The sequence below is a fragment of the Draconibacterium sediminis genome, from assembly GCF_000949475.1.
GTDB lineage: Bacteria > Bacteroidota > Bacteroidia > Bacteroidales > Prolixibacteraceae > Draconibacterium > Draconibacterium sediminis.
This window is the reverse complement of the sequence record NZ_JRHC01000006.1, coordinates 200,620-221,476: the sequence shown is the minus strand read 5'-3', so window position 1 is coordinate 221,476 and position 20,857 is coordinate 200,620. Positions and strand designations below refer to the sequence as shown.

At 40.5% G+C, this 20,857-nt stretch carries 20 protein-coding genes; 9 read left to right on the top strand and 11 right to left on the bottom strand.

What is annotated here, in order from left to right:
• Positions 1–73: 73 nt before the first annotated feature.
• Positions 74–748 (bottom strand): DUF6962 family protein, encoded by a 675-nt coding sequence (locus tag LH29_RS19865; RefSeq protein ID WP_045033038.1) that lies wholly within the window; start codon positions 746–748, stop codon positions 74–76.
• 141 nt (positions 749–889) lie between these two features.
• Here LH29_RS19865 and LH29_RS19860 point away from each other — a divergent pair, with 141 nt between their 5' ends.
• The 4 genes from LH29_RS19860 to LH29_RS19845 all read left to right on the top strand — a co-directional run bounded on the left by LH29_RS19860 (position 890) and on the right by LH29_RS19845 (position 4,607).
• Positions 890–1,723 (top strand): hypothetical protein, encoded by an 834-nt coding sequence (locus LH29_RS19860; protein WP_045033218.1) that lies wholly within the window; start codon positions 890–892, stop codon positions 1,721–1,723.
• A gap of 43 nt (positions 1,724–1,766) precedes the next feature.
• Positions 1,767–2,468 (top strand): alpha/beta fold hydrolase, encoded by a 702-nt coding sequence (locus LH29_RS19855; RefSeq protein ID WP_198152522.1) that lies wholly within the window; start codon positions 1,767–1,769, stop codon positions 2,466–2,468.
• Between the two features lie 69 nt (positions 2,469–2,537).
• Positions 2,538–3,608 carry an alpha/beta hydrolase gene (locus tag LH29_RS19850; protein ID WP_045033036.1) on the top strand — a complete coding sequence of 357 codons (1,071 nt, stop codon included), beginning with the start codon at positions 2,538–2,540 and terminating at the stop codon, positions 3,606–3,608.
• A gap of 123 nt (positions 3,609–3,731) precedes the next feature.
• Entirely contained in the window at positions 3,732–4,607 is an 876-nt protein-coding gene (locus LH29_RS19845; RefSeq protein ID WP_045033035.1) for a tetratricopeptide repeat protein, read from the top strand.
• A gap of 54 nt (positions 4,608–4,661) precedes the next feature.
• Here the strand turns inward: LH29_RS19845 and LH29_RS19840 are convergent, their stop codons facing one another.
• From LH29_RS19840 to LH29_RS19830, 3 genes are all read right to left on the bottom strand, one after another.
• The gene (locus LH29_RS19840; protein WP_045033033.1) at positions 4,662–6,866 is read right to left on the bottom strand and encodes a S9 family peptidase; all 2,205 of its coding nucleotides are present in this window, start codon (positions 6,864–6,866) and stop codon (positions 4,662–4,664) included.
• Positions 6,867–7,097: 231 nt separating this feature from the next.
• Complete coding sequence (locus tag LH29_RS19835; protein WP_045033032.1) at positions 7,098–8,048, bottom strand: aldolase catalytic domain-containing protein; 951 nt, start codon at positions 8,046–8,048, stop codon at positions 7,098–7,100.
• Positions 8,041–8,355 (bottom strand): chorismate mutase, encoded by a 315-nt coding sequence (locus LH29_RS19830; protein WP_045033031.1) that lies wholly within the window; start codon positions 8,353–8,355, stop codon positions 8,041–8,043. Before LH29_RS19830 ends, LH29_RS19835 begins: the two co-directional genes overlap by 8 nt.
• 429 nt (positions 8,356–8,784) lie before the next feature.
• Between LH29_RS19830 and thrS the strand changes: the two genes are divergently transcribed.
• From thrS to rplT, 4 genes are all read left to right on the top strand, one after another.
• On the top strand, positions 8,785–10,734 hold the full coding sequence (gene thrS / locus LH29_RS19825; RefSeq protein ID WP_045033030.1) for a threonine--tRNA ligase: 1,950 nt from the start codon (positions 8,785–8,787) through the stop codon (positions 10,732–10,734).
• Positions 10,735–10,749: 15 nt separating this feature from the next.
• Positions 10,750–11,316: a translation initiation factor IF-3 gene (gene infC, locus LH29_RS19820; protein WP_316932499.1), complete on the top strand. Its 567-nt coding sequence runs from the start codon at positions 10,750–10,752 to the stop codon at positions 11,314–11,316.
• An 81-nt stretch (positions 11,317–11,397) separates the two neighbouring features.
• The gene (gene rpmI / locus LH29_RS19815) at positions 11,398–11,595 is read left to right on the top strand and encodes a 50S ribosomal protein L35 (protein ID WP_038562273.1); all 198 of its coding nucleotides are present in this window, start codon (positions 11,398–11,400) and stop codon (positions 11,593–11,595) included.
• 135 nt (positions 11,596–11,730) lie between these two features.
• Complete coding sequence (rplT, locus tag LH29_RS19810) at positions 11,731–12,075, top strand: 50S ribosomal protein L20 (RefSeq protein WP_045033027.1); 345 nt, start codon at positions 11,731–11,733, stop codon at positions 12,073–12,075.
• A gap of 100 nt (positions 12,076–12,175) precedes the next feature.
• Here rplT and LH29_RS19805 read toward each other — a convergent pair whose 3' ends face one another.
• The 6 genes from LH29_RS19805 to LH29_RS19780 are packed head-to-tail and all read right to left on the bottom strand — an operon-like array spanning position 12,176 to position 18,596.
• On the bottom strand, positions 12,176–13,792 hold the full coding sequence (locus tag LH29_RS19805; protein WP_045033026.1) for a M1 family metallopeptidase: 1,617 nt from the start codon (positions 13,790–13,792) through the stop codon (positions 12,176–12,178).
• Between the two features lie 23 nt (positions 13,793–13,815).
• Positions 13,816–14,883, bottom strand: a complete 1,068-nt coding sequence (locus LH29_RS19800; RefSeq protein WP_045033025.1) for a DUF2891 domain-containing protein — start codon at positions 14,881–14,883, stop codon at positions 13,816–13,818.
• 48 nt (positions 14,884–14,931) lie between these two features.
• Complete coding sequence (locus LH29_RS19795) at positions 14,932–15,528, bottom strand: YdeI/OmpD-associated family protein (protein WP_045033023.1); 597 nt, start codon at positions 15,526–15,528, stop codon at positions 14,932–14,934.
• A gap of 6 nt (positions 15,529–15,534) precedes the next feature.
• Entirely contained in the window at positions 15,535–16,011 is a 477-nt protein-coding gene (locus LH29_RS19790; protein WP_045033022.1) for a DUF4199 domain-containing protein, read from the bottom strand.
• A 59-nt stretch (positions 16,012–16,070) separates the two neighbouring features.
• On the bottom strand, positions 16,071–17,132 hold the full coding sequence (rsgA, locus tag LH29_RS19785; RefSeq protein WP_045033021.1) for a ribosome small subunit-dependent GTPase A: 1,062 nt from the start codon (positions 17,130–17,132) through the stop codon (positions 16,071–16,073).
• Positions 17,133–17,156: 24 nt separating this feature from the next.
• Positions 17,157–18,596 (bottom strand): MATE family efflux transporter, encoded by a 1,440-nt coding sequence (locus LH29_RS19780; RefSeq protein WP_052671112.1) that lies wholly within the window; start codon positions 18,594–18,596, stop codon positions 17,157–17,159.
• A gap of 246 nt (positions 18,597–18,842) precedes the next feature.
• Here LH29_RS19780 and LH29_RS19775 point away from each other — a divergent pair, with 246 nt between their 5' ends.
• The gene (locus tag LH29_RS19775) at positions 18,843–19,565 is read left to right on the top strand and encodes a beta-L-arabinofuranosidase domain-containing protein (RefSeq protein WP_045033019.1); all 723 of its coding nucleotides are present in this window, start codon (positions 18,843–18,845) and stop codon (positions 19,563–19,565) included.
• A gap of 1 nt (position 19,566) precedes the next feature.
• Here LH29_RS19775 and LH29_RS19770 read toward each other — a convergent pair whose 3' ends face one another.
• Entirely contained in the window at positions 19,567–20,772 is a 1,206-nt protein-coding gene (locus LH29_RS19770) for an L-serine ammonia-lyase (protein ID WP_045033018.1), read from the bottom strand.
• Positions 20,773–20,857 lie beyond the last annotated feature (85 nt).

The window sequence follows — 20,857 nt, the reverse complement described above, 5'->3', positions numbered from 1 at the left end:
GAAACAATTTTTCAATAAGACTGCAGTAATTAAAAAGTGTTACAACTAAAATTGATTTTTTAAGAGGTGTAAGTTATTTTGGGCTTGTTTTCATGTTGATTTTGCTGGCTCCGATATAGAAAAACCAGGCAGCAACAGCCATTAGAACATGGCTTGCCGAAATGTAATTAAACCACTGGTGTATGGAAATGTTGTTCATAAAAAATAAAGCCGCAACAGCCGCAAAAGCAACTCCGATAAGCATGAATTTACTGGCTTTATTGCGTGTTTTTACGTATAAAAATCCTTCCAGCGAAAGCACAACAAACATTAATCCGTAGCCCGAATGAAATTCAACATAAAAGAAGTTGAGCGTAACAATGGTTAAGGTTAGAAAGGTTAGAAACTCAACGATATTAAGTATACTCAGAATCTTAACGATCTGTTTTGATAATTGAATCCGGGTGTGTTCAATTGCTGCCCGTTCAACAAACATTATTGAAAACATACTGGTTATCCAGCCCGGTAACTTCCAGTAGAAGTTAAAATGATACAAAAAAGCATGACCGATCAGACCACCCAAAGCTGTAGCTATTCCCATAATCAGAAAATAAAGTTTGAAATAGGTAAATACTTTTTCAGACCGGTTGTTATTGTGGATTTTGTAGGCGAATATGAAACACAATACCGAAACAAGCAAGTCGGTGAGGGTTACAACCGGCTCGTCAATTTTTACTCCAAAAAGGTATATCGTGTTTATTTCTTCCATCCAGTTTATTGAGGTGTTTAAACAGCATAATATGTTTTAACAATAATGGACTGCTGCTTTTTTTGTTCAAAAAGCACTATTGATTTTTATTAATTGAGTAGCTTTATCAAAAATCCAAATAACCAACGAGAAATCCAAATTATGAAACAGTCTTGTATTTTTATTTTGCTACTCCTTTCAACTTATTGTTTTTCATGCGCTAATGAAACGAAAAAAGAAAAACGGTTTAATGCCGAAAAAGACTTGCTGGTAATGCAGTTCGACTGCAAAACCGATGTAGACGATATTCACTCGGCTGCTGCTTTTAAAACCTTGCTTTCCAGCCCTGAGTTTAAAAAAGTCAACTACTTTGCAGTTGCCGGAACATATGGGATTCAGAAGGGGTTGTATCTGCCTCCAAACGAGCTTTTTCAGCAGGCATTTAAAGATAAGTGGGCCGATGCACATGCCAACCGGACAAAAGCGATTGAGCAAATGAAAGAGGTATTACTTCAATGTCTGCAAGAAGGAGGAAATGTTTGGATTGCAGAGGCCGGACAATCTGATTTTTCGGCAGTGCTTATAAAAGCCATTCAAAAACATACGCCTGAAATTAATACTACCGAACGAATTCATATTGTGCAACACAGTAATTGGAATGAAGAGGTTACATCACCAGAAAGCCTGGCTTATGCGAAAGCGAACAGTAATTACCATAAAATTCCTGATGGAAATGCAGTAGGTAACGGAACTCCGGGTTTTAGAACTCCGGGCTACAGCGATTGGAAAATTAAAGTAAAAGATGCCGAGCTTTTAAAGTTGTGGCAACTGGCTGTTGAAATTGGTTTGAGGTACAACGGTAAAGACGGGCGATACAACAATGAAGCAGTTGCAGCTGGTGGGCTTGATTTTTCCGACTTGTCGGAAGTTTGCTGGATTTTGGGATTGCAGGAAATAAAAGATACCGATGAGTTTTTCAATACTTTTGGACGGTAGAATTTAAATTCGAATGACGTTAAACGGGCACATAAAAAGGAGTGTGATTTTATATTTTTTACTTGCAGTTGTATGCTCTGCAGTCCTGGCACAAAAACATACCGTTTATCTAATCCCCGGTCAGGGAGCAGATGCTCGTCTGTTCAAAAATTTAGATATCGACACGGCATTTCAAGTAAAAAATATCGAATATTTCACGCCTGAAAAAGATTGGGATATGGAGCGGTTTGCAAGAGAACTGGCCAAACAAATTGATACCACCCAAACTTTTTCAATAATAGGAGTGTCGCTGGGAGGTATGCTGGCAACAGAAATGGCCGATTTTCTGCATCCCGAAAAAGTAATCGTTATTTCGAGTGCAAAAAGCAGGAAGGAATTTCCGGGACGCTATCGTTTTCAAAAGATAGTGCCAGTATATTGGGTGGTTCCGGGAATCGCAATTAAAACAGGTGCCCGTATTCTGCAACCTCTTGTTGAACCCGACAGGAACAAAGACAAAGCAACTTTTAAAAGTATGTTGCGAAATAAGGATCCCCTGTTTTTGAAGCGAACCACAACGATGATCCTTACATGGAAACGCGAAAGCTACAGCAATAAAATCGTGCATATTCACGGCGATATTGATAAAACGCTACCTCCGCGCTTTGTTCAGTACGATTATCTGGTGGAAGATGGTTCGCACATGATGGTGCTTACACGTGGCAAACTCATCAGCGAACTTATATATGGTATTATGAATGAGTAAATTGTGTATGCTACTCGGATTATTCTTTGGTTTTTCTTAACTTACCAATACAAATAGAAATCTTCGATTATGCACATCAATTTTAAACACTTTTTATTTCTTATTGCTATCGTTTTTTTGCACCATTCGGCAAAAGCACAGCTTGAAATTACCTACTTTAATGAACACCCTGACTGGCAACCTCAAAAAGTACCGTTTTTTACCAACCGGCCTATTGCATATAACAAAGATGGTAGTTTCAATTTTAAGAATAGTTTTACCGACAAAACCAACACACTTTATTTCTGCCATTATAATTTCGATACCGATTCCATTGGTGTAAATTTCAGGGTGATTAATATGTCTGATAAGTATCCGCAGGGAAAAGTTGATCATAATTTCTTCTATCAGCTTTATGAATATCAACGTCTGGAGCGGGGCATCAAAAACTTTTATTTTATTGTTGGAGGATACGGAAAGTCGTTCAATAAACAGGTTCATAGTTATATGCGTCGGCTAAAGGCTAATTATGGCGATTCATTGTTTCATAAAGCATCAATTACGGTTTTTGCGTGGGGTACTGAGGATAAAGCTTACCGCTATTACCGCGCTGTAAGAAAATCGAAAAACGGAGCCAGCGATTTTGCCATTTTTCAACACATGCTGGATGAGTTTATTAGTGATGATGAATACTTTAAAACTCATCCGAAAGATTTAACGATCTCGATTCTTTTCTCGTCGATTGGTAACGAACTTTTCAGACAATATGTACTGAACAGGAAAAAGCAGGATATTCCGTTTGTTAAAACTTATACGCGCATTTCGTTTGTGGGAAGTGTGGCGCCGCGTGATGCTTTTGAAGAAGGAAATGCATTTTACGAACTGAATCAATTGGCTGATACCGTTGATGTTTATGTCAACTCAAAAGATATTCTGTTAAAATTGTCGAGTGTGGCACATTTAAAAAACAGGATGGGGAATAAGGGGCCGAAATCGCCTGAAAAATTACCCGATTACATAAATGTAATGGATATAAAGGATATCATCACCATTCACGATATGTCGGGACTGGGGCACGATTACCTGCTGACCAATCCGGTGCTGCAGGATGAAATCCTTCAAAACATCAACAAAAATATTGAGGCAAAGGAAGATGATTAAGCAGATTTTCCTGTCAGTCAGACAGCTTTTAATTAAATCTGGTTAACGATTCTTAGCCAGGCCTGCTCATAAAAGGTGTTTCCCGATAATTTATTTAGTTTTGGCCTTCGAAATTATAAGACTATGGCTAAAAAGAAATTATTATGGGTAGCCGTGATGGCGCTTTTTCTGGCATCGTGCGGAGCACCAAAAGTATTGATCACCCCAAAAACTGAAGCAACAAATTTTGAAGCAACAGGAAATTATTCGCAGGCACTGACTGCCTGGACGAGTTATTTCGAAACAACAGAAATTGAGGAGGTAGCTGGGGCAGATTTCGCTCAGGCGGCAAAAACGGCATTTAAAGCCGGCAACTCTGCACAGGCGATAAGTTGGTTCGATCAGGCGCGTTATAAAAATTATGCTGATGTAGGAATGTACCAAACACTGGCCGCTATATACAAACAACAGGATAATTTATCGAAAGAATTATCGGCACTGGAGTACATCACCGAAAATTTCGGGAGCGATAATAGCGAAGTTAATACACGTTTACTGGCTATTTATACCGAAATTGATGCAAACGACAAAGCTTTGGCAGTGTGGGAAACATTGGATGGTACTTCGAAAAATAAAGAGGAGAACCTTGATAATTACTTTGAGGTGAATAAAGCACTGGAAAACGAAGCTGTTTGCGATAGTTTGGCTGAAGTATTGCTGGATAAAAATCCCGACCATCTGGATGCTTTGGAATGGAACGCCAAAAAATACTACTGGGCCGGGCAAAAACGCTACGAACGCGAAATGGCGAAATACAACGCGAACAAAACCCGCAAAAACTATAACACGCTTTTAAAAGAACTGGATTTGGTAACTGCCGATTTTAAGAAAGCTTTACCTTATTTAAACAAACTGTGGAAGCTGAATCCCGGAAAAGAATACGCGGGTTACCTGGCCAATATATACGCCCGGTTTGGAGACGAAGACAAGACTGAATACTATAAAAACTATATGAAGTAAAAAAAATGGCTGCTAATCAATTAGCAGCCATTTCTTTTTTATAGCATTCTCTTTTTATTTCTCCATCAAATTAGCCTTCAGGAAATTCACCATTTTGGTGTATAAATGCATACTTGTATTTCCGCCCCGTATTCCGTGGTTGCGGTTGGTGTACATCGCCATTTCGAACTGCACGCCCGCCTGTACCATTTTTTCGGTCATTTCATAAGTATTTTGTGCATGCACGTTATCGTCGGCCGTTCCGTGAACAATCAATAAATTCCCTTTTATATCTCCTGCATGAGAAAGCGGCGAATTATCGTCGTAACCTTCCGGGTTTTCTTCAGGCGTGCGCATAAAACGTTCGGTGTAAACCGTGTCGTAAAATCGCCAGCTGGTTACCGGAGCAACCGCAATACCGGCTTTAAACAGATCGCCACCTTTTTCAAGCGTTAACAGAGTCATAAAACCACCGTAACTCCACCCGAAAATAGAAATGTTTTCAGCATCAACATAAGGCAGGGTGGTGAGGTATTTTGCTGCTTCCACCTGGTCGTCCGATTCGTATTTTCCCAATTGCATATAAGTCACTTTCCTGAAATCTTCGCCACGGGCACCAGTACCGCGTCCATCAACGCAAACCACCAGAAAACCTTCCTGTGCCAGGTATTCATTCCAGCTAATACCTCCCCACGAGTCTCTAACGCTTTGAGAATTCGGGCCGCTGTACTGTGTCATAAAAACCGGGTATCTTTTCGAAGCATCAAAATCGTTGGGTTTTAGCATCCAGCCATTCAGTTCAATTCCCTCAGATGTGGTAAACGTGAAAAACTCCTTTTGCGGAATTTGCAAACTCTTAACAGTATTTTTTAATACGGTATTGTCTTGCAGAAAGCGGATTTGTTCGCCCTTTTTATTGTCGTGCAAAGTAATGTAATTTGGCACTTTTGCACTGCTGTAATAATTGATGTAGTATTTGAAGTTGGTACTGAATACCGCACTGTTTGTTCCTTCCAGTGTCGACAGTTTTCCTTTTTCCTCTTTATCCTGGCTAACGTAATAAACCTCGCGGCGCAAAGGCGATTCGGCAGCGGCCTGATAATAATAAAGTTCTTTGTCGGCATCGTAGCCATAAAAGTCGGTTACGTCAAATTCGCCTTCGGTGAGCTGGGCAATTTCAAAACCTTGTTTGTCGTACAGGTACAAGTGCGACCAGCCATCGCGTTCGCTTTGTACTGCAAAACTTCCATCCTCAAGATAAGTGAATGCATCAAGAAAATTTTCAGCGATGTAGCGGTCGTTTTTCTCTGTCAGGAAATTGCGTGAGTCGCCGGTATATGGATTAGCGTATAAAATATCCATTTGGTTTTGATGGCGATTTAAACGCATTACAACCAGTTCATTATCATCCGGAGTCCATTTTAAACGCGGAACATAAATGTCTGTCTTTTCGCCAATATCAACTTTAATAGCAATTTTTGTTTTCACTTCGTACGAATAAACTTCTACCTTCGAGTTGGCTTCACCGGCTTTTGGGTATTTAAAAGTGTATTCTCCCGGATATACTTTATTGTCGCTTATCGTTGGAGAGGCTCCGGCGTACATGGGCATTGAAAATTCAGGCACTTCCGTTTCGTCAAAACGAATGTAAGCCAGAAATTTGCTGTCGGGCGACCACCAAAATGCTTTATTAAAACCAAATTCCTCTTCGTAAACCCAGTCGGGAGCACCGTTTATAATCTCGTTAAATTTTCCATCAGTAGTGGCCTGATGTGTGCTGCCAAAACGTAAGTTTTTAATGAAAATATTGTTGTCGCGCACATAGGCCACGTAGTTACCATCGGGCGAAAAAGTTGCCAGTTGCTGTGCTCCTTTGTCTGAAAGTTGTGTTAGTTCTTCGGTCACTGAATTCCATACATAGAACTCAGCTGTATACGAATGTCGGTAAATCGATTTACGCTCGGTTGTCAGCAATATTTTTGTTTCGTCATCACTAAATTCGTAGGCCGAAAACGAAGAAATAGGGGCATCCTTAACTTTGGTAATATCAAAAAGAACTTCAACTTCTTCACCGGTTTGGTAGCTGTACTTTACAATCTGGGTTTGTTGCTCCAATGTGGTGTAATGGATTCCGTCGTTCATCGAACGCAAGCCGTAAACCGACTGTGCCCGAAAAGTTCCTTTTACTAAAATATCTTCTAACGTAATTTTTTGTGGCTGTTGCGCCTGTACCGTAAAAACGGTTAAAAATGTGACCAATAAAATAAACAGTTTCTTCATGTCATTTCTTTTGTATGGTGAACAAAAATAGAAAAATGTTCATCGAATGATGAATGACATTTAAAGAATATCAGAATTTAAACGATAGGAAATTTTCTTAGGGTGGCGCCCCGCAATAAAAAAACATGCAGAATGTTGCAATAATTGAGACCTGGAGCATAAAAAAAGGATGCGATCCTCGTAGCTGTCAGTTACGGATGCATCCTTTTTCGCTTTAATCCAAATCTATTTCTATTCTAAAAGCTCGTAGTCGTGCATTTCTTTCATAAAAGCAACAAAGTCATCTTTCTTTTCCGAATCCATCCATTGCATAGCGCTTCGTGGATGTTCGTTTAAGGCTCCGGTAATTAAATATGGGATGTGGTAACCCCAGTCGATTTTTTCCTGCCAAGGTTTTACCTGCGTTTGAATGGCTTCCAGCAACGGAAGAAGCCGGTATTTTGGGTTTTTCAGAAATGCGATAAGAATTTCAATGGGGCAGTTTCCGGCTCCGCGTCCCATTCCCAGCAAAGTGGCATCAAGCATGGTAACGCCGTTAATCAACGATGTTACGGTGTTCGACATGGCCAGTTGCATGTTGTTGTGCGCATGAATTCCCAATTCTTTTCCGGGCAGGGCAGCAGCGTATTTTTTTACCAGCTTCTCAATGCTTTCGCAATACAAACTGCCAAAGCTGTCTACCACATAAATAATGGGTACCCGCGATTTTGCAAGGGTGGCCAGGGCTTCATCCAAATCCGATTCGTTTACTTTCGAAACGGCCATCAGGTTAATGGTAACTTCGTAACCTTTGTCCATACAATGTTCGGCCAGCCAAATGGCTTTATCAACCTGGTGACAGTAGCAGGCAACACGCATCATATCAATCAGGCTTTCGTTTGCCGGCGGAATATCTTCCGGAGCAATACGGCCAATATCGGCCATTGCCGAAAGTTTTAGCTTGGTATCGTTATCGCCAACAACACGACGCAGATCTTTGTCGTCGCAAAATTTCCATGGACCAACTTCATCTCTCGAAAAAGCCGATTCGCTGCTTTTGTAGCCAATTTCCATGTAATCAACACCGGCTTCAACACAGCCTTTGTATACGCCACGTACAAAATCGTCGCTAAATTGCCATTTGTTCATCAGCCCGCCATCGCGAACTGTACAGTCCATTACTTTTATGTCTGCTTTATACATTACTGTTATTTTTGTTTTTTAATAAGTTCATTTCGTGCTTAATGTTGCTCTCTACCAAAAGGGTATATATCTGCTCAAAAACGTCGGCGTTTAATCCTTTCGATTCTGCCCAATCTCTGCGCTGCTGAATTACCGCATCTTTTCTTTCCTGCGCTATAATTGCATCTTTATCGTTTTTAAATCGAACAACGGCTTCCACATATTTATGTCGCTCGGCAAAGAGTAAAATGATATGTTCATCAATTTTGTCAATCTCATTTCTAAGTTCTTCCAGAGAATGACAATCTTTCGGATCTTTAAACCCCATACTTCAAAAAATTAATATCTATTGATTTTTATTGCTGTCTCCTACAAAGAAATCAATAAAATGCCAAGAAATGCATTAAAATATAATTGCAAATGCGTATTTAGTATTAATTTAAATACAATCTGAATAGAAAAGCTTTAAATTGAAAGTTGCTTCCAATTGTGAAATGCACTCGGAATTGCTTGGCAACTTTTAGTGAATCTGGCATTTAACAGCCCAGTGTTGAAAAAACGTTACAATTGCCTAATATGCAGGCACCCGATGCTTTCTAGTATCAATGTATTGATTATCTTTGCCGCTCGAAAGTAATTTAGCTTTGCAGCAGAAGATTTTAAAACCGAAAACTTCTGACTGTATTTGAATTACAACATTTAGAATAACAGATAGATTTCAATAGCAATATTGAAGCAAAAAAATAGTAACAGTAAAATGATAAAAATTACACTTCCTGACAACAGTGTGCGCGAGTTTGCGGAGCCTGTTAGTGGTTTAGAGATTGCCAAATCGATCTCGAACCGTCTGGCAAAGGATGTGCTGTCGATTTCGGTTGACGGCGAAGTTTGGGATTTATCGCGGAAAATTGACCACGATGCCAACATTAAACTGCACACGTGGAACGACAGAGAAGGAAAAGAGACATTCTGGCACTCATCAGCTCACTTAATGGCTGAAGCTATTGAAGCTTATTATCCGGGTACCAAATTTGGTATTGGTCCAACTGTTGACACAGGATTTTATTACGATATCGATCTTCCTGAAGGAAAAGTGCTTTCGGAAAAAGACCTGCAAAAAATCGAGCAAAAAATGCTTGAACTGGCACGTCAGAAAAACGATATAGTTCGTTCTGATATTTCGAAAGAAGATGCATTGGCCAAGTTCACTGAAAAGAACGATGAGCTAAAGCAGGAGTTGATTAGCGAATTGGAAGACGGAACGATTACCTTGTACAACCAGGGAAATTTTACTGATTTATGCCGTGGCCCACACTTGCCAAACACCGGCTATATTAAAGCCATAAAATTAACTGCAATTGCAGGTGCTTACTGGCGTGGCGACGAAAAGAATAAAATGCTTACCCGTGTTTACGGTGTTACTTTCCCAAAAGCAAAAATGCTTGAGGAATACCTTGTAATGGTGGAGGAAGCAAAAAAACGCGACCACCGGAAAATCGGTAAAGAAATGCAATTGTTTACCTTTTCTGAATCGGTAGGACAAGGTTTGCCGTTGTGGTTGCCAAAAGGAGCACAGTTGCGCGAGCAGCTGGAGAATTTCCTGAAAAAAGTACAAAAGAAATACGGTTACGAGCAGGTGATGACACCACATATTGGCGATGTGAAGTTGTATAAAACTTCCGGTCACTATGAAAAGTACGGAAAAGATTCGTTTCAGCCGATCACCACTCCTGCAGAAGGAGAGGAGTACCTGTTGAAACCGATGAACTGTCCGCACCACTGCGAGATTTACAAAGCCTGGCCGCGTTCGTACAAAGATCTGCCGGTTCGAATGGCAGAATTCGGAACAGTTTACCGCTACGAAATGAGTGGTGAGTTGCACGGGTTGACACGTGTTCGTGGTTTTACCCAGGACGACGCTCACCTTTTCTGCCGCCCCGACCAGGTAAAAGAAGAATTCAAGAAGGTAATCGATATTATCTTTATCATTTTCAAAGCTTTGAGTTTTGAAAATTATACTGCACAGATTTCGTTGCGCGACCCGAATAAACCGGAGAAGTATATCGGATCGCCTGAAAACTGGGACAAAGCAGAGCAGGCCATTATAGAAGCTTGTGAAGAAAAAGGCTTAAATACCGTAACTGAGCTTGGCGAGGCTGCATTTTATGGTCCAAAACTTGATTTTATGATCAAGGATGCATTAGGACGAAGCTGGCAGCTGGGAACTGTTCAGGTGGATTACAACCTGCCCGAACGTTTTGAACTGGAATACATTGGCTCTGATGATAACCGTCACCGCCCGGTAATGATTCACCGCGCACCGTTCGGGTCGATGGAACGATTTGTGGCTGTGTTGATTGAGCACACCGCCGGTAAGTTCCCATTGTGGCTTACACCCGAGCAAGTGGTAGTATTACCTATCAGTGAAAAGTATAACGATTATGCTAAAAAAGTTTCAAATCTTCTAAATATTTCCGATATTCGCACCGTCGTTGACGATCGTAACGAAAAGATTGGTAGGAAGATACGCGACAACGAATTAAAACGAATTCCTTACCTGCTGATAGTTGGAGAAAAAGAAGCAGAGTCGGATTCCATTGCTGTGCGCCGACAAGGCGAAGGCGACAAAGGAACGATGGCCATACAGGAATTCGCTGAATTTATAAATAAAGAAGTAAGAGATCAATTATCAGGATTGTATAACTAACTTAAGGAGGAACGCATTATAGCTATTAAAAGAAGAGGTCCGAGAAGAAAATTCCAGCCACGTAAAGAGCAGGAACCGCAACACCGGATAAATCACAAGATCAGGGTGCCACAAGTACGTTTAGTGGGAGATAACATCGAAGAACAAGGTGTTTACCCCTTACGTGATGCACTAAAATTAGCAGACGAGATGGAATTGGATTTGGTAGAAATTTCGCCAAAAGCCGATCCACCGGTTTGTAAAATTATTGATTATTCGAAGTTTCTTTATCAGCAGAAAAAGAAACAAAAGGAGATGAAAGCAAAAACCACAAAAGTTGTGGTAAAAGAAATACGTTTTGGTCCGCAAACTGATGAGCATGACTTCCAGTTTAAACTGAAACATGCTGAAAAATTCCTTCAGGACGGAGCAAAAGTTAAAGCGTTTGTATTCTTTAAAGGACGTTCGATCTTATTTAAAGATCAGGGCGAGATTCTATTGCTGAGATTGGCAACAGAACTGGAAGAATGGGGAACCGTTGAGCAATTGCCAAAATTGGAAGGAAAGCGAATGACAATGTTTATTTCACCTAAAAAGAAATAGGTTTCGGTTAACGAAGCTTGTTTTTTGGTGTTAAACCATATATAATAAAGTTCTTTGATAACATTTTAATTAGTAGGAATTATGCCAAAAATGAAAACGAACTCCGGTGCTAAAAAACGTTTTAGATTAACCGGAAGTGGTAAAATTAAAAGGAAGCACGCCTACAAAAGTCATATTTTGACTAAAAAAAGTACAAAACGTAAGCGTAATTTGACTTATTGGACAACAATCGATAAGACAAACGAAAGCAACGTTAAACTTTTATTGTGCATGAAGTAATCCGTCGGTTGACGGACTTATCTTTATTAAACCTTTTGATTGAGAGAGGTAAAAAAAGTTAAAAACCAGATAATTGTGCTTTTAAGTATTTCCGTTGGTTGACGGAGAGCGCCGATTATCAAAAAAGTAAAAAGTATGCCAAGAAGTGTAAATCATGTAGCATCACGCGCCCGAAGAAAAAAATTACTGAAAAAAACTAGAGGTTATTTCGGTTCGCGTAGTAACGTTTGGACGGTTGCAAAAAATACCTGGGAAAAAGGTCAACAGTTTGCATACCGCGATAGAAAAGCGAAAAAAAGAACATTCCGTGCATTGTGGATTCAGCGTATTAACGCTGCAGCGCGATTGGAAGGAATGTCGTATTCACAATTCATGGGATTGTTGAAAAAGAACGACATTGAAATTAACAGGAAAGTTTTAGCCGATTTGGCTATGAACCAACCTGAGGCGTTCAAAGCAATCGTAGAAAAAGTAAAATAAAGACTTTATTATTTAGGTGAAATACATTGTAAGTCCTGACGGTTTCGTCAGGACTTTTTTTATGCCCCGCTTTTTGGTTTAAGAATTAAATAGATCCCCTTTATTGGGCCAGTTCAAATAACAGCTTCACATTCGGGTCAATGTAAATATCTTTAACCCCGGAAGTTGTTTTTGCTTCAAATTGTTGCCGCTGTTTTGTTGTGTCAATCATTACGGTTAGCAGATCCACAGAACCATCTTCATACACAATATTTATTTCCAGCGGGAAACTGAAAAGTTGCTTTCCCTTTTGTTGAACCCAAATTAGTTGCCTGTCAATTTCTTTCCCGGAGGTTTCAGCTCCCCATGAAACTTTAATAACAGGATGCCCGGCACTACGGAGCCATTGGTTAAAAAAGCGATCCAGATTTTTATCTGAAACAGATTCCATCACCGATTGAAAATCTTTAGTAAGCGCAGTTTTATTTCTGAAATCATTATAATATTTCTGTAATCCTGCGAAGAAAGTGTCATCGCCTAATTTATTTCGCAGCATGTGTAAAAACCAGGCGGCTTTTTCGTACGAATTGGCATTTAGTAGACGAATATATTCCTGTACTGTTGTATCGATTACCGGAACATATTTTTGTTTTGAGAAAGCAATAACGCGCTCACGATCGTATTTCAGTCCATCTTTAAATTGTTCGTCGCCATAAAAGTGCTGCACATAAAGATGAGTGAGATAGGTGGCAAATCCTTCGCTTAGCCACACATGGTGCCAGTTTTGCTCGGTAACCGAATTTCCAAACCACTGGTGAGCCACTTCGTGGGCAAACAGTTGTTCCGGAATGCGGTCGCTTATGGCTGAATTTTCGTGGTAAAAAATACAACTGGCATTTTCCATTCCGCCGTAACGTGTTTTTGATTGTACGTGCGCCAGTTTTTCATACGGGTAGGGGCCAATCAGTTCCGAAAAGTACTCCAGGGCTTTTGTTCCGTACTGGTAATTCTCAAATCCTTTTGTTTTGTTTTCTTCAAATACCCACGAACTGACCGGAATTCCCTGAAATTCCTGCTCGTTTCCAACAGCAAAATCGGCCGCTCCAATTACCATCAGTTTGCTCGCCAACGGCACATCTTCCTTCCAATGGGTGAATTCCACTGAATTTTCCAATTGTTTTTTCTCCACAAGCTTTCCGTTTGAGATCACCTCGTAATGTGCCGGAGCATAAACCAGGAATTCTAAAGTAGCTTTATCAGAAGGATGATCGACACACGGAAGCCAGTTTTGGGCGCGATCGGGCCAGTTATCGCCAAAAAATGTACGATCTCCGTAGCGATTCTCGGATATAATCAAACCATCGGCAGGAACGCCGGAATAGTTAATGGTGAAATCGATTACGTCGCCCGCCTGTGCTTGTTTCGGCAAAAGAATTACAAGCTTGTTGTGTGCTTGCTTAAAGTCAAGTTCATTGCCATTCTTTTTTACTGAATGGACAAGCATACCACTCTCGCCGGAGTTATCCACCAAATCGAGTGTGATATCGTTACTGGTTTGCAAAAATTTAATTGAAATGGTAGCTATACCTTCAATTTGGTTTGTGGTATCGTTTAAATGGATTTCAAACTTGTAGTGTTGTACATCAATTTTTTCAAAACGCAACTGATGTTTTTGGGCGGATGATAAAACTACGCTGCATAGAAATAGCAACAGGCAGCAAAACTTTTTACGATTCATTCTACGATGATTGAGCTTCATATTTACTTAATATGACTTTTTATTAATGCATAGGTAGCAAACGATGCCAGCCAATGTGCCCCGGCATACTCGCCCGAATCCATTTTTTCGTAACTGTAATTAAAATGGGCATCGGCAAAATCAATCAATTGCTGGTTATTTAAGGCGTATCCCATTTCGTACAAGCACCAGGCACGACTGAAATTTAGTCCATCGAGGTGGGCGAGTTTACCGTCGCTTCGGTCGGTAACTACAGCAATTTCGAGGTACTTTTCAGGATGTTTTTCAAATTTTGGAAGGAACGTTTTTAGCCATATTTTAAATTCTTTTTCAGGTAATACTTTTAACATTATCGATGCTTCCTGCAGGCAAGGCGATAGAAAATCGAAACCACCCGGTTCCCAGGTAAGCGGACAATCACAATCGGCAGCGTAATATTCCTTTGCTTTCCGTTCAATTTGAACGGCCAGTGTCGTATCGTATTTTTTTGCCCAATCGTAAGCAAACGACATCCCAAAGGCAATGTTGCTGTGTTCGCCAATTCGTATGGGGTAAATCAGTTTATCGAGAAATTCGCCAAATTTATCCGACAGCAGATCAACCAATGGCGACAGGTTCGCCTGCAATTCCAGTGCTACCGGATCATCCCATTCGCGCAAAGCTTCGTCGAGTTTTAACAACCAGGCCCAACCATAAGTCCGTTCATAGGTGGCGTTGTGTTCATCGTCGAAATAGGCAACTTCCTGCAATATGTTTTCTTCAGTAATGTTTTTCTTTAGCTTTTTAATGATCTCATCGCGGTACTTAAAATCCGGGAATTCAGTTAGAATTTTCACCAAAGTCCAGTGGCCATGCACTGATGAATGCCAGTCGAAACAGCCATAAAATGCCGGGTGCATTACACGCGGAGGCTGAAGGTAACTGTCGTCGCCCAAAACATGCCCGGTTTTATTCGGGTATTCCTGGTCGATACACTCGTACGCAAAATGATAAAGGTATTCGGCTTTCTTTTCATCGAAATTGAGTTTTGACGATTGCGCCGAAAGCAGACTGGCCATAAATAAAAATATTAGGGAAAACTGTAATTTCATTTAATCAAATTTAGATAGTATGAAATTAAAAACAATTCTCATTAACCATTAACAATTGCGGTATTTATCGTTTAACCCGATGTTATTATTAATCATCGGGATAATTTTTTGCAATCTCGATTTTCTGGTTTTCTCCTGTTTGGCATGTGCGATATAATCAGCAAATTCGCGTTGTTTGCCCGGCGTAAATTCCTGAAATGAAAGCTTTAAATGATTATCCTGATTAAAGGCCTCTTCCAATTCGGGTGGAATAATTAACTTCTTATTTCGGTTGATTTTAACTCTTTTATTTTGCTTTTCGTTGAAAATAGCTTCTTGTACGTAAGCAATTAGCATTTCTGCATCAATGTCATCGGCAGTTACAAAACGCCACTGCCTTAATGCTTTGGTTTTATCGTTTTGTGCATTAATAAGCACTTTTGCTTCGTCTTTTAACAGCGCACCCTGAAAGAACCAAATCGCCACGTGTTCTTTAAAAACTCCGAGACCGACAACATTTTTACCGTTAATCGTATAACACGGAGCTCCCCATTTTATGGTTCCCGAAAGTTCTGTAGCTATTAGCAAATCATGCAGGACCATTAAAATACCCTGTCGTGACCGTGCATTCAGAATATATTCGTCAACTGTTTTTGCTTGTGGCATTATCCATTATTTTTTCCGGGTGAAAATGGCAACAATTGCCGAGGTAACCAATCCCATCAGCGGGGTAGCAATAATACTTTGTATCATATAACTTTGCAGGTTGAAATAGCCTTCCGCCTCTTCCTGTGTTTGCAAGCCGTTTTCAACCGCATAACGAATCATATTTTCAAAATAATGAGGAGTGATCACTTCAACGGTAAGGTATTGGGTGAGGGGAGTGAGAATTGTAACTCCCAAAGTGATGATCAATCCACTAATGAACCCCTGTATCCAGTTCATTTTGCCATTGAAATCATTCTTGCGTTTATCCAGTAATGCAACCACATAGACAGCAATAGCCACAAGCGCGAAGAAGTTGGTGACAATGGCGTGTTTTTCAATGTTCTCATCATGAAGTCCTGCTAGTCTTTCCCCATACATCCATACCAGCAAAACGACGGCAAATAAAATGGCCCATTTAATTTCAATTGCAAATTTTTTCATCGATAAATAAGTTTTGGTTTCAGTTTAACAATGAATAAGATGGACTTATTGTTCATTAGCTACTGTGGTTTTGAACGCTTTTTCTCTTTCAGCACCGATTTAATCATTTTTCCAAACTCTTTGTCGCGCTGTCGTTTTTCGTAAACCGTGCTGCTAAAATGTTCTTGTTCGCGCTTTAGTTTTAAATAGTTTTCGTAGGCATCTTCGCTTAACTCACCGCTTTCAACTGCAGCTAAAACTGCGCAGCCGGTTTCGTTAATGTGGCTGCAATCGCTGAATTTACAATCGGAAGTCAAGTCAGAAATCGCATCAAAGGTCATTTCCAGAGCGTCGGCTGAGTCAGTTACTCCCAGTTCGCGCATTCCCGGTGTGTCGATCACAATACTGTCGTTCTCCAGCACAAACAACTCGCGATGACTGGTTGTATGCCGGCCTTTGCTGGTGCTTTCGCTTATCGATCGGGTTTCGAGTACTTCTTTGTTGAGCAGATTATTTATGATTGTTGATTTCCCAACACCTGAAGAGCCAAGAAAACAATAGGTTTTAAAAGCTTCCAGTTCATTTCTCAGAATATCCAAACCCTCTTTTGTTGCGTTGCTCAGGGCAATTATTTTACTATTCTTAATCCGCTTTTTTACCTCTTCAATTAGCTGTTCACATTCACTTTCTTCTACCAAATCAGTTTTTGAGAGTACCAAAACCGGTTGGATATTCCCGGCATAACAAACAGCCAGGTATCTTTCCAAACGGTTCGGATTAAAATCGTGCCCAACGGCTTGTACAATAAATGCTACATCAACATTTGCAGCAATAAGCTGTATATCGCCGTATTTGCCAACCGCCTGGCGTTCGAGTTTCGAAAAACGGGGAAGTACTTCAAGAATGATGGCATTCTCATCGTCCATTGGCATAAAACGCACCCAATCGCCAACAGTGGGGAAGTCGGCAGCAGATTGGGCTGCAAACCGGATATTTCCGGTTATCTCAGCTTTTAAAACCGATGTGCCGCTTTGAATAATGTAACGTTCTTTGTGTACTGTTATAACCCGCGCCAATTCAGCGGTTGAGATATTATTCTCTTTTGAATAATTTTCAATCGAAACAGGAAGTTGTTGTTTCATGATAAAAAGTCTTAAGAGATAAATTTACACTTTTCGTTGTTTCCATTTGCCTTTTCGGAACAAATACAGCGCTGTGATTGCCAGAAACGTTTCGGCGATTACAATCGACATACTAGCTCCAAACAAGCCCATATTCAGCACAATTGCCAGAAAATAGGCCAATGGTATCTCGAACAACCAAAAGCTCATAAAATTGATCTTTGAAGGTGTAATCGTGTCGCCACTTCCGTTAAAACCTTGCATCAGCACCATTCCCAGCGCGTAAAACAAGAACCCAAAACTGATAACACGCAGCGCCTGTGTTCCATTGTCAACAACTGCGGTTTCGCCGATAAACAGTTTTATCCAGAACTCGGGGAAAACAGCCAGTATTATACCCATAACTCCCATGAAGATCATATTTACATAGCCGGTAATCCACACCGATCGTTCTGCACGTTCGGGCTGATTGGCTCCAAGGTTTTGCCCAACCAGCGTTGATGCAGCATTGCTAAGTCCCCATGCAGGAAGCAGCGCAAAAATGATTATACGAATGGCGATGGTATAACCTGCCAGCGCTTCAGGACCCGAAACGGCAATAATACGAACAAGCAAAATCCAGCTTGAAGTTGCAATCAGGTTTTGCAAAATGCCACCACCGGATATTTTCACCAGTTTCAGCATAACGTTAAACTGTATTTTTAAACTGTGCCAGTACAGTCGGATTCGGTGACGCCCGCCAAACAAAAGGTAAAACTGGTATAATACTGCCAAACCGCGCCCTGTTGTAGTGGCAATTGCAGCACCTGCAAGTCCAAGTTCAGGAAAAGGACCAATTCCAAAAATCAATAATGGATCGAGAATAATATTTATAATATTGGCCAGCCACATTACACGCATTGAAATGGCTGCATCGCCCGAACTGCGAAATACTGCGTTAATAATAAACAACAGCATAATTACCACATTTCCGCCAAACATAATGGCAGGGAAGAGGTAGCCTTCGGCAGCCATGGAGTCAGTTGCACCCATTAGCTTTAAAAATTCACCGGCAAACAGAACACCGGGAATGGCAATACAAACTGAAAATATCAGACCAACCATCATCGCCTGAAAAGCCACAACCCCGGCTTGTTTGTTGTTTTTCTCGCCAATTCTTCGCGAAACAAGAGCCGTCGTTGCCACACTAAGTCCCATTCCAACAGCGTAAACAATGGTCATTACCGATTCGGTGAGTCCTACCGTTGCCACTGCATCAGCGCCAAGTTTCGAAACAAAAAAGATGTCGACTACGGCAAAAACCGATTCCATGATCATCTCCAGCACCATAGGAACAGCCAAAATAAAAATGGCTTTACCCAGGCTGCTTTTAGTGAAATCGCGCTCTGTACCGCCAATTGCTTCTTTTACATCGATCCAGAGCTCTTTTAAATCAATGTCTTTTAGTTTTTGTAAAGACAAAACACTTACTCTTTTGCGTAACATGATAAAAATATGGAAATAAATGAATAAACTAATTGAATAATCTCATGTGGCCAACCTTAGAACGGTCGGCAATCGGTGACGGTAATATTTATTGAGATATTCATTTTTAGTTCTCTTTTATTTGAATTTGACAAAGTTATGGAAATTAATTCTTATAAAACAAATTAATTTTTAATAAACTTTTATTCGCTATTAAATTGAACACTTCCAATTTAGTACTGTTAATAAGCTCAAAAGTTACTACAAATGAATCCTAAGCTTTATTCTCTTCTCCTGTTTATTGTGCTTTTTTCGTGCACGTATAAAGATCAGTTTCCAGAAAAAAAATCGGAGCGTATTTCTGTCGATAATACATCTGTAACACAGAAAGATAGTTGGAATTACGGGCCTTTCGAAGGACTTTTTACTTTTGTAACACAGTTTGATGCGCAAGATTCAGCCTTTGATTTACAGGTTTTTAAAGCAAAATACGATCAGTTTTATACCAATAAAAACGAAACCATTTGTGATAGCACGGAATTACCCGCCTGGATTGAAATAAATGGATTGTTGCTTGAACTAACTGCTGATGCAAAATATGCTAAGGAACTGGAGGAGATTGCCCGAAATAAAACAACGGAGGACTATATACAGCCTTTTGTGTTTACCCGAAGTGTTGATCATATTTACGTAAACCTGTTTAAACCGGCAGAAATTAATTATCAGCACTCGCTAGGTGGTGATGTTACTATACGGCAGGAAACAACATATCCTGAATCAGGAAGTGTACGTTTACATTTCGGGATGACGGAACGGCAATACATCGAGTTGTACATTCGCATACCGGAGTGGGCCGAAGGAACGAGTGTAATCGTAAAAAATGTAAAATATTTCACGCAGCCGGGCAGTTACTGTGTAATTGCAAAAAAATGGAAACAAGGCGATGTGGTTGAGATTGAACTCCCCATTGAAAACTATCCCAACCGATAAATCAGCAGTTTGGCAAAGCATCAAAAATGGCCAGTCCGCCTTCCGATGTTTCACGGTATTTACTTTGCAAATCTATCCCTGTTTTATACATGGTTTCCACCACTTCATCAAAACTGATGCGGTGACGGCCATCCGTTAGTAATGCATAATTATTGTGTGAAACAGCCCGTTCGGCAGCAAATGCATTTCGCTCGATACAAGGAATTTGTACCAGCCCGGCTACCGGGTCGCAGGTTAATCCCAAATGATGCTCGAGGCCCATTTCAGCTGAATATTCGATCTGATAGATGGTACCACCCATCATTTGTGTAGCAGCTCCCGATGCCATTGCACAGGCCGTTCCCACTTCTCCCTGACAACCTACTTCTGCTCCTGAAATCGATGCATTTGTTTTTACCAGGTTCCCGATGAGCCCCGCAGTAGCTAATGCCCTGATAATGCCTTTTTTATCGGTATTATGAATTTTTTGGAAATACTTTAGAATTGCAGGCATAACGCCACTTGCTCCACAGGTTGGAGCTGCAACTATCTTACCTCCCGAAGCATTTTCTTCCATTACTGCCAGTGCGTAAGAAAACAATTGCGAACGTCGTTTAAATGGTGTAGCAAAATTGCGTCCCTTGGTGTTAAAACTCTGTGCTTTTCGCGGAAGTTTTAATCCTCCGGGCAAAACGCCATCTGTTTTTAATCCACGTTTAATACTGTCGAACATTACGTGCCACACTTCTTCCAGGTAATCCCAAATATCGGGTTCTTCAAACTCGGCCACGTATTCCCAAAAGCTTTTTCCGTTGCGGTTACACCAGTTCAGTATTTCTGCCATCGTGGTGTGTTCGTACACATCAACGGTTTCTGTTTCCGTATAATCATCGATAATTGCACCTCCACCTATGCTGTAGCAAGTCCATTCTTTCAAAAGGTTATTTGCTTTGTCGAAAGCTTTGAAGCACATCGCATTTGGATGCCTTTTTATAAAGGTTTTCGGCTCCCAGTTAATTTGTAACCGACGGCTGCCAAAACTTTGTTCGATGGCAAAATCGGTGAGGTGTCCTTTTCCGGTGGCGGCCAAACTACCGAACAAGGTTACCTCAAAATGATCTGCATTTTTGTTTTCTGCCAAAAACCTTTCAGCAGCTTTTTTCGGCCCCATTGTATGACTGCTTGAAGGGCCGTGGCCTATTTTATAGATTTCTTTTATCGATTCCATTAGCTAAATTATCTTGTGCAAATGAAAGCTACAAATTCGATATCCACAATGACTTTTGCGAGTTTTCGTGAATGAATCATACCTG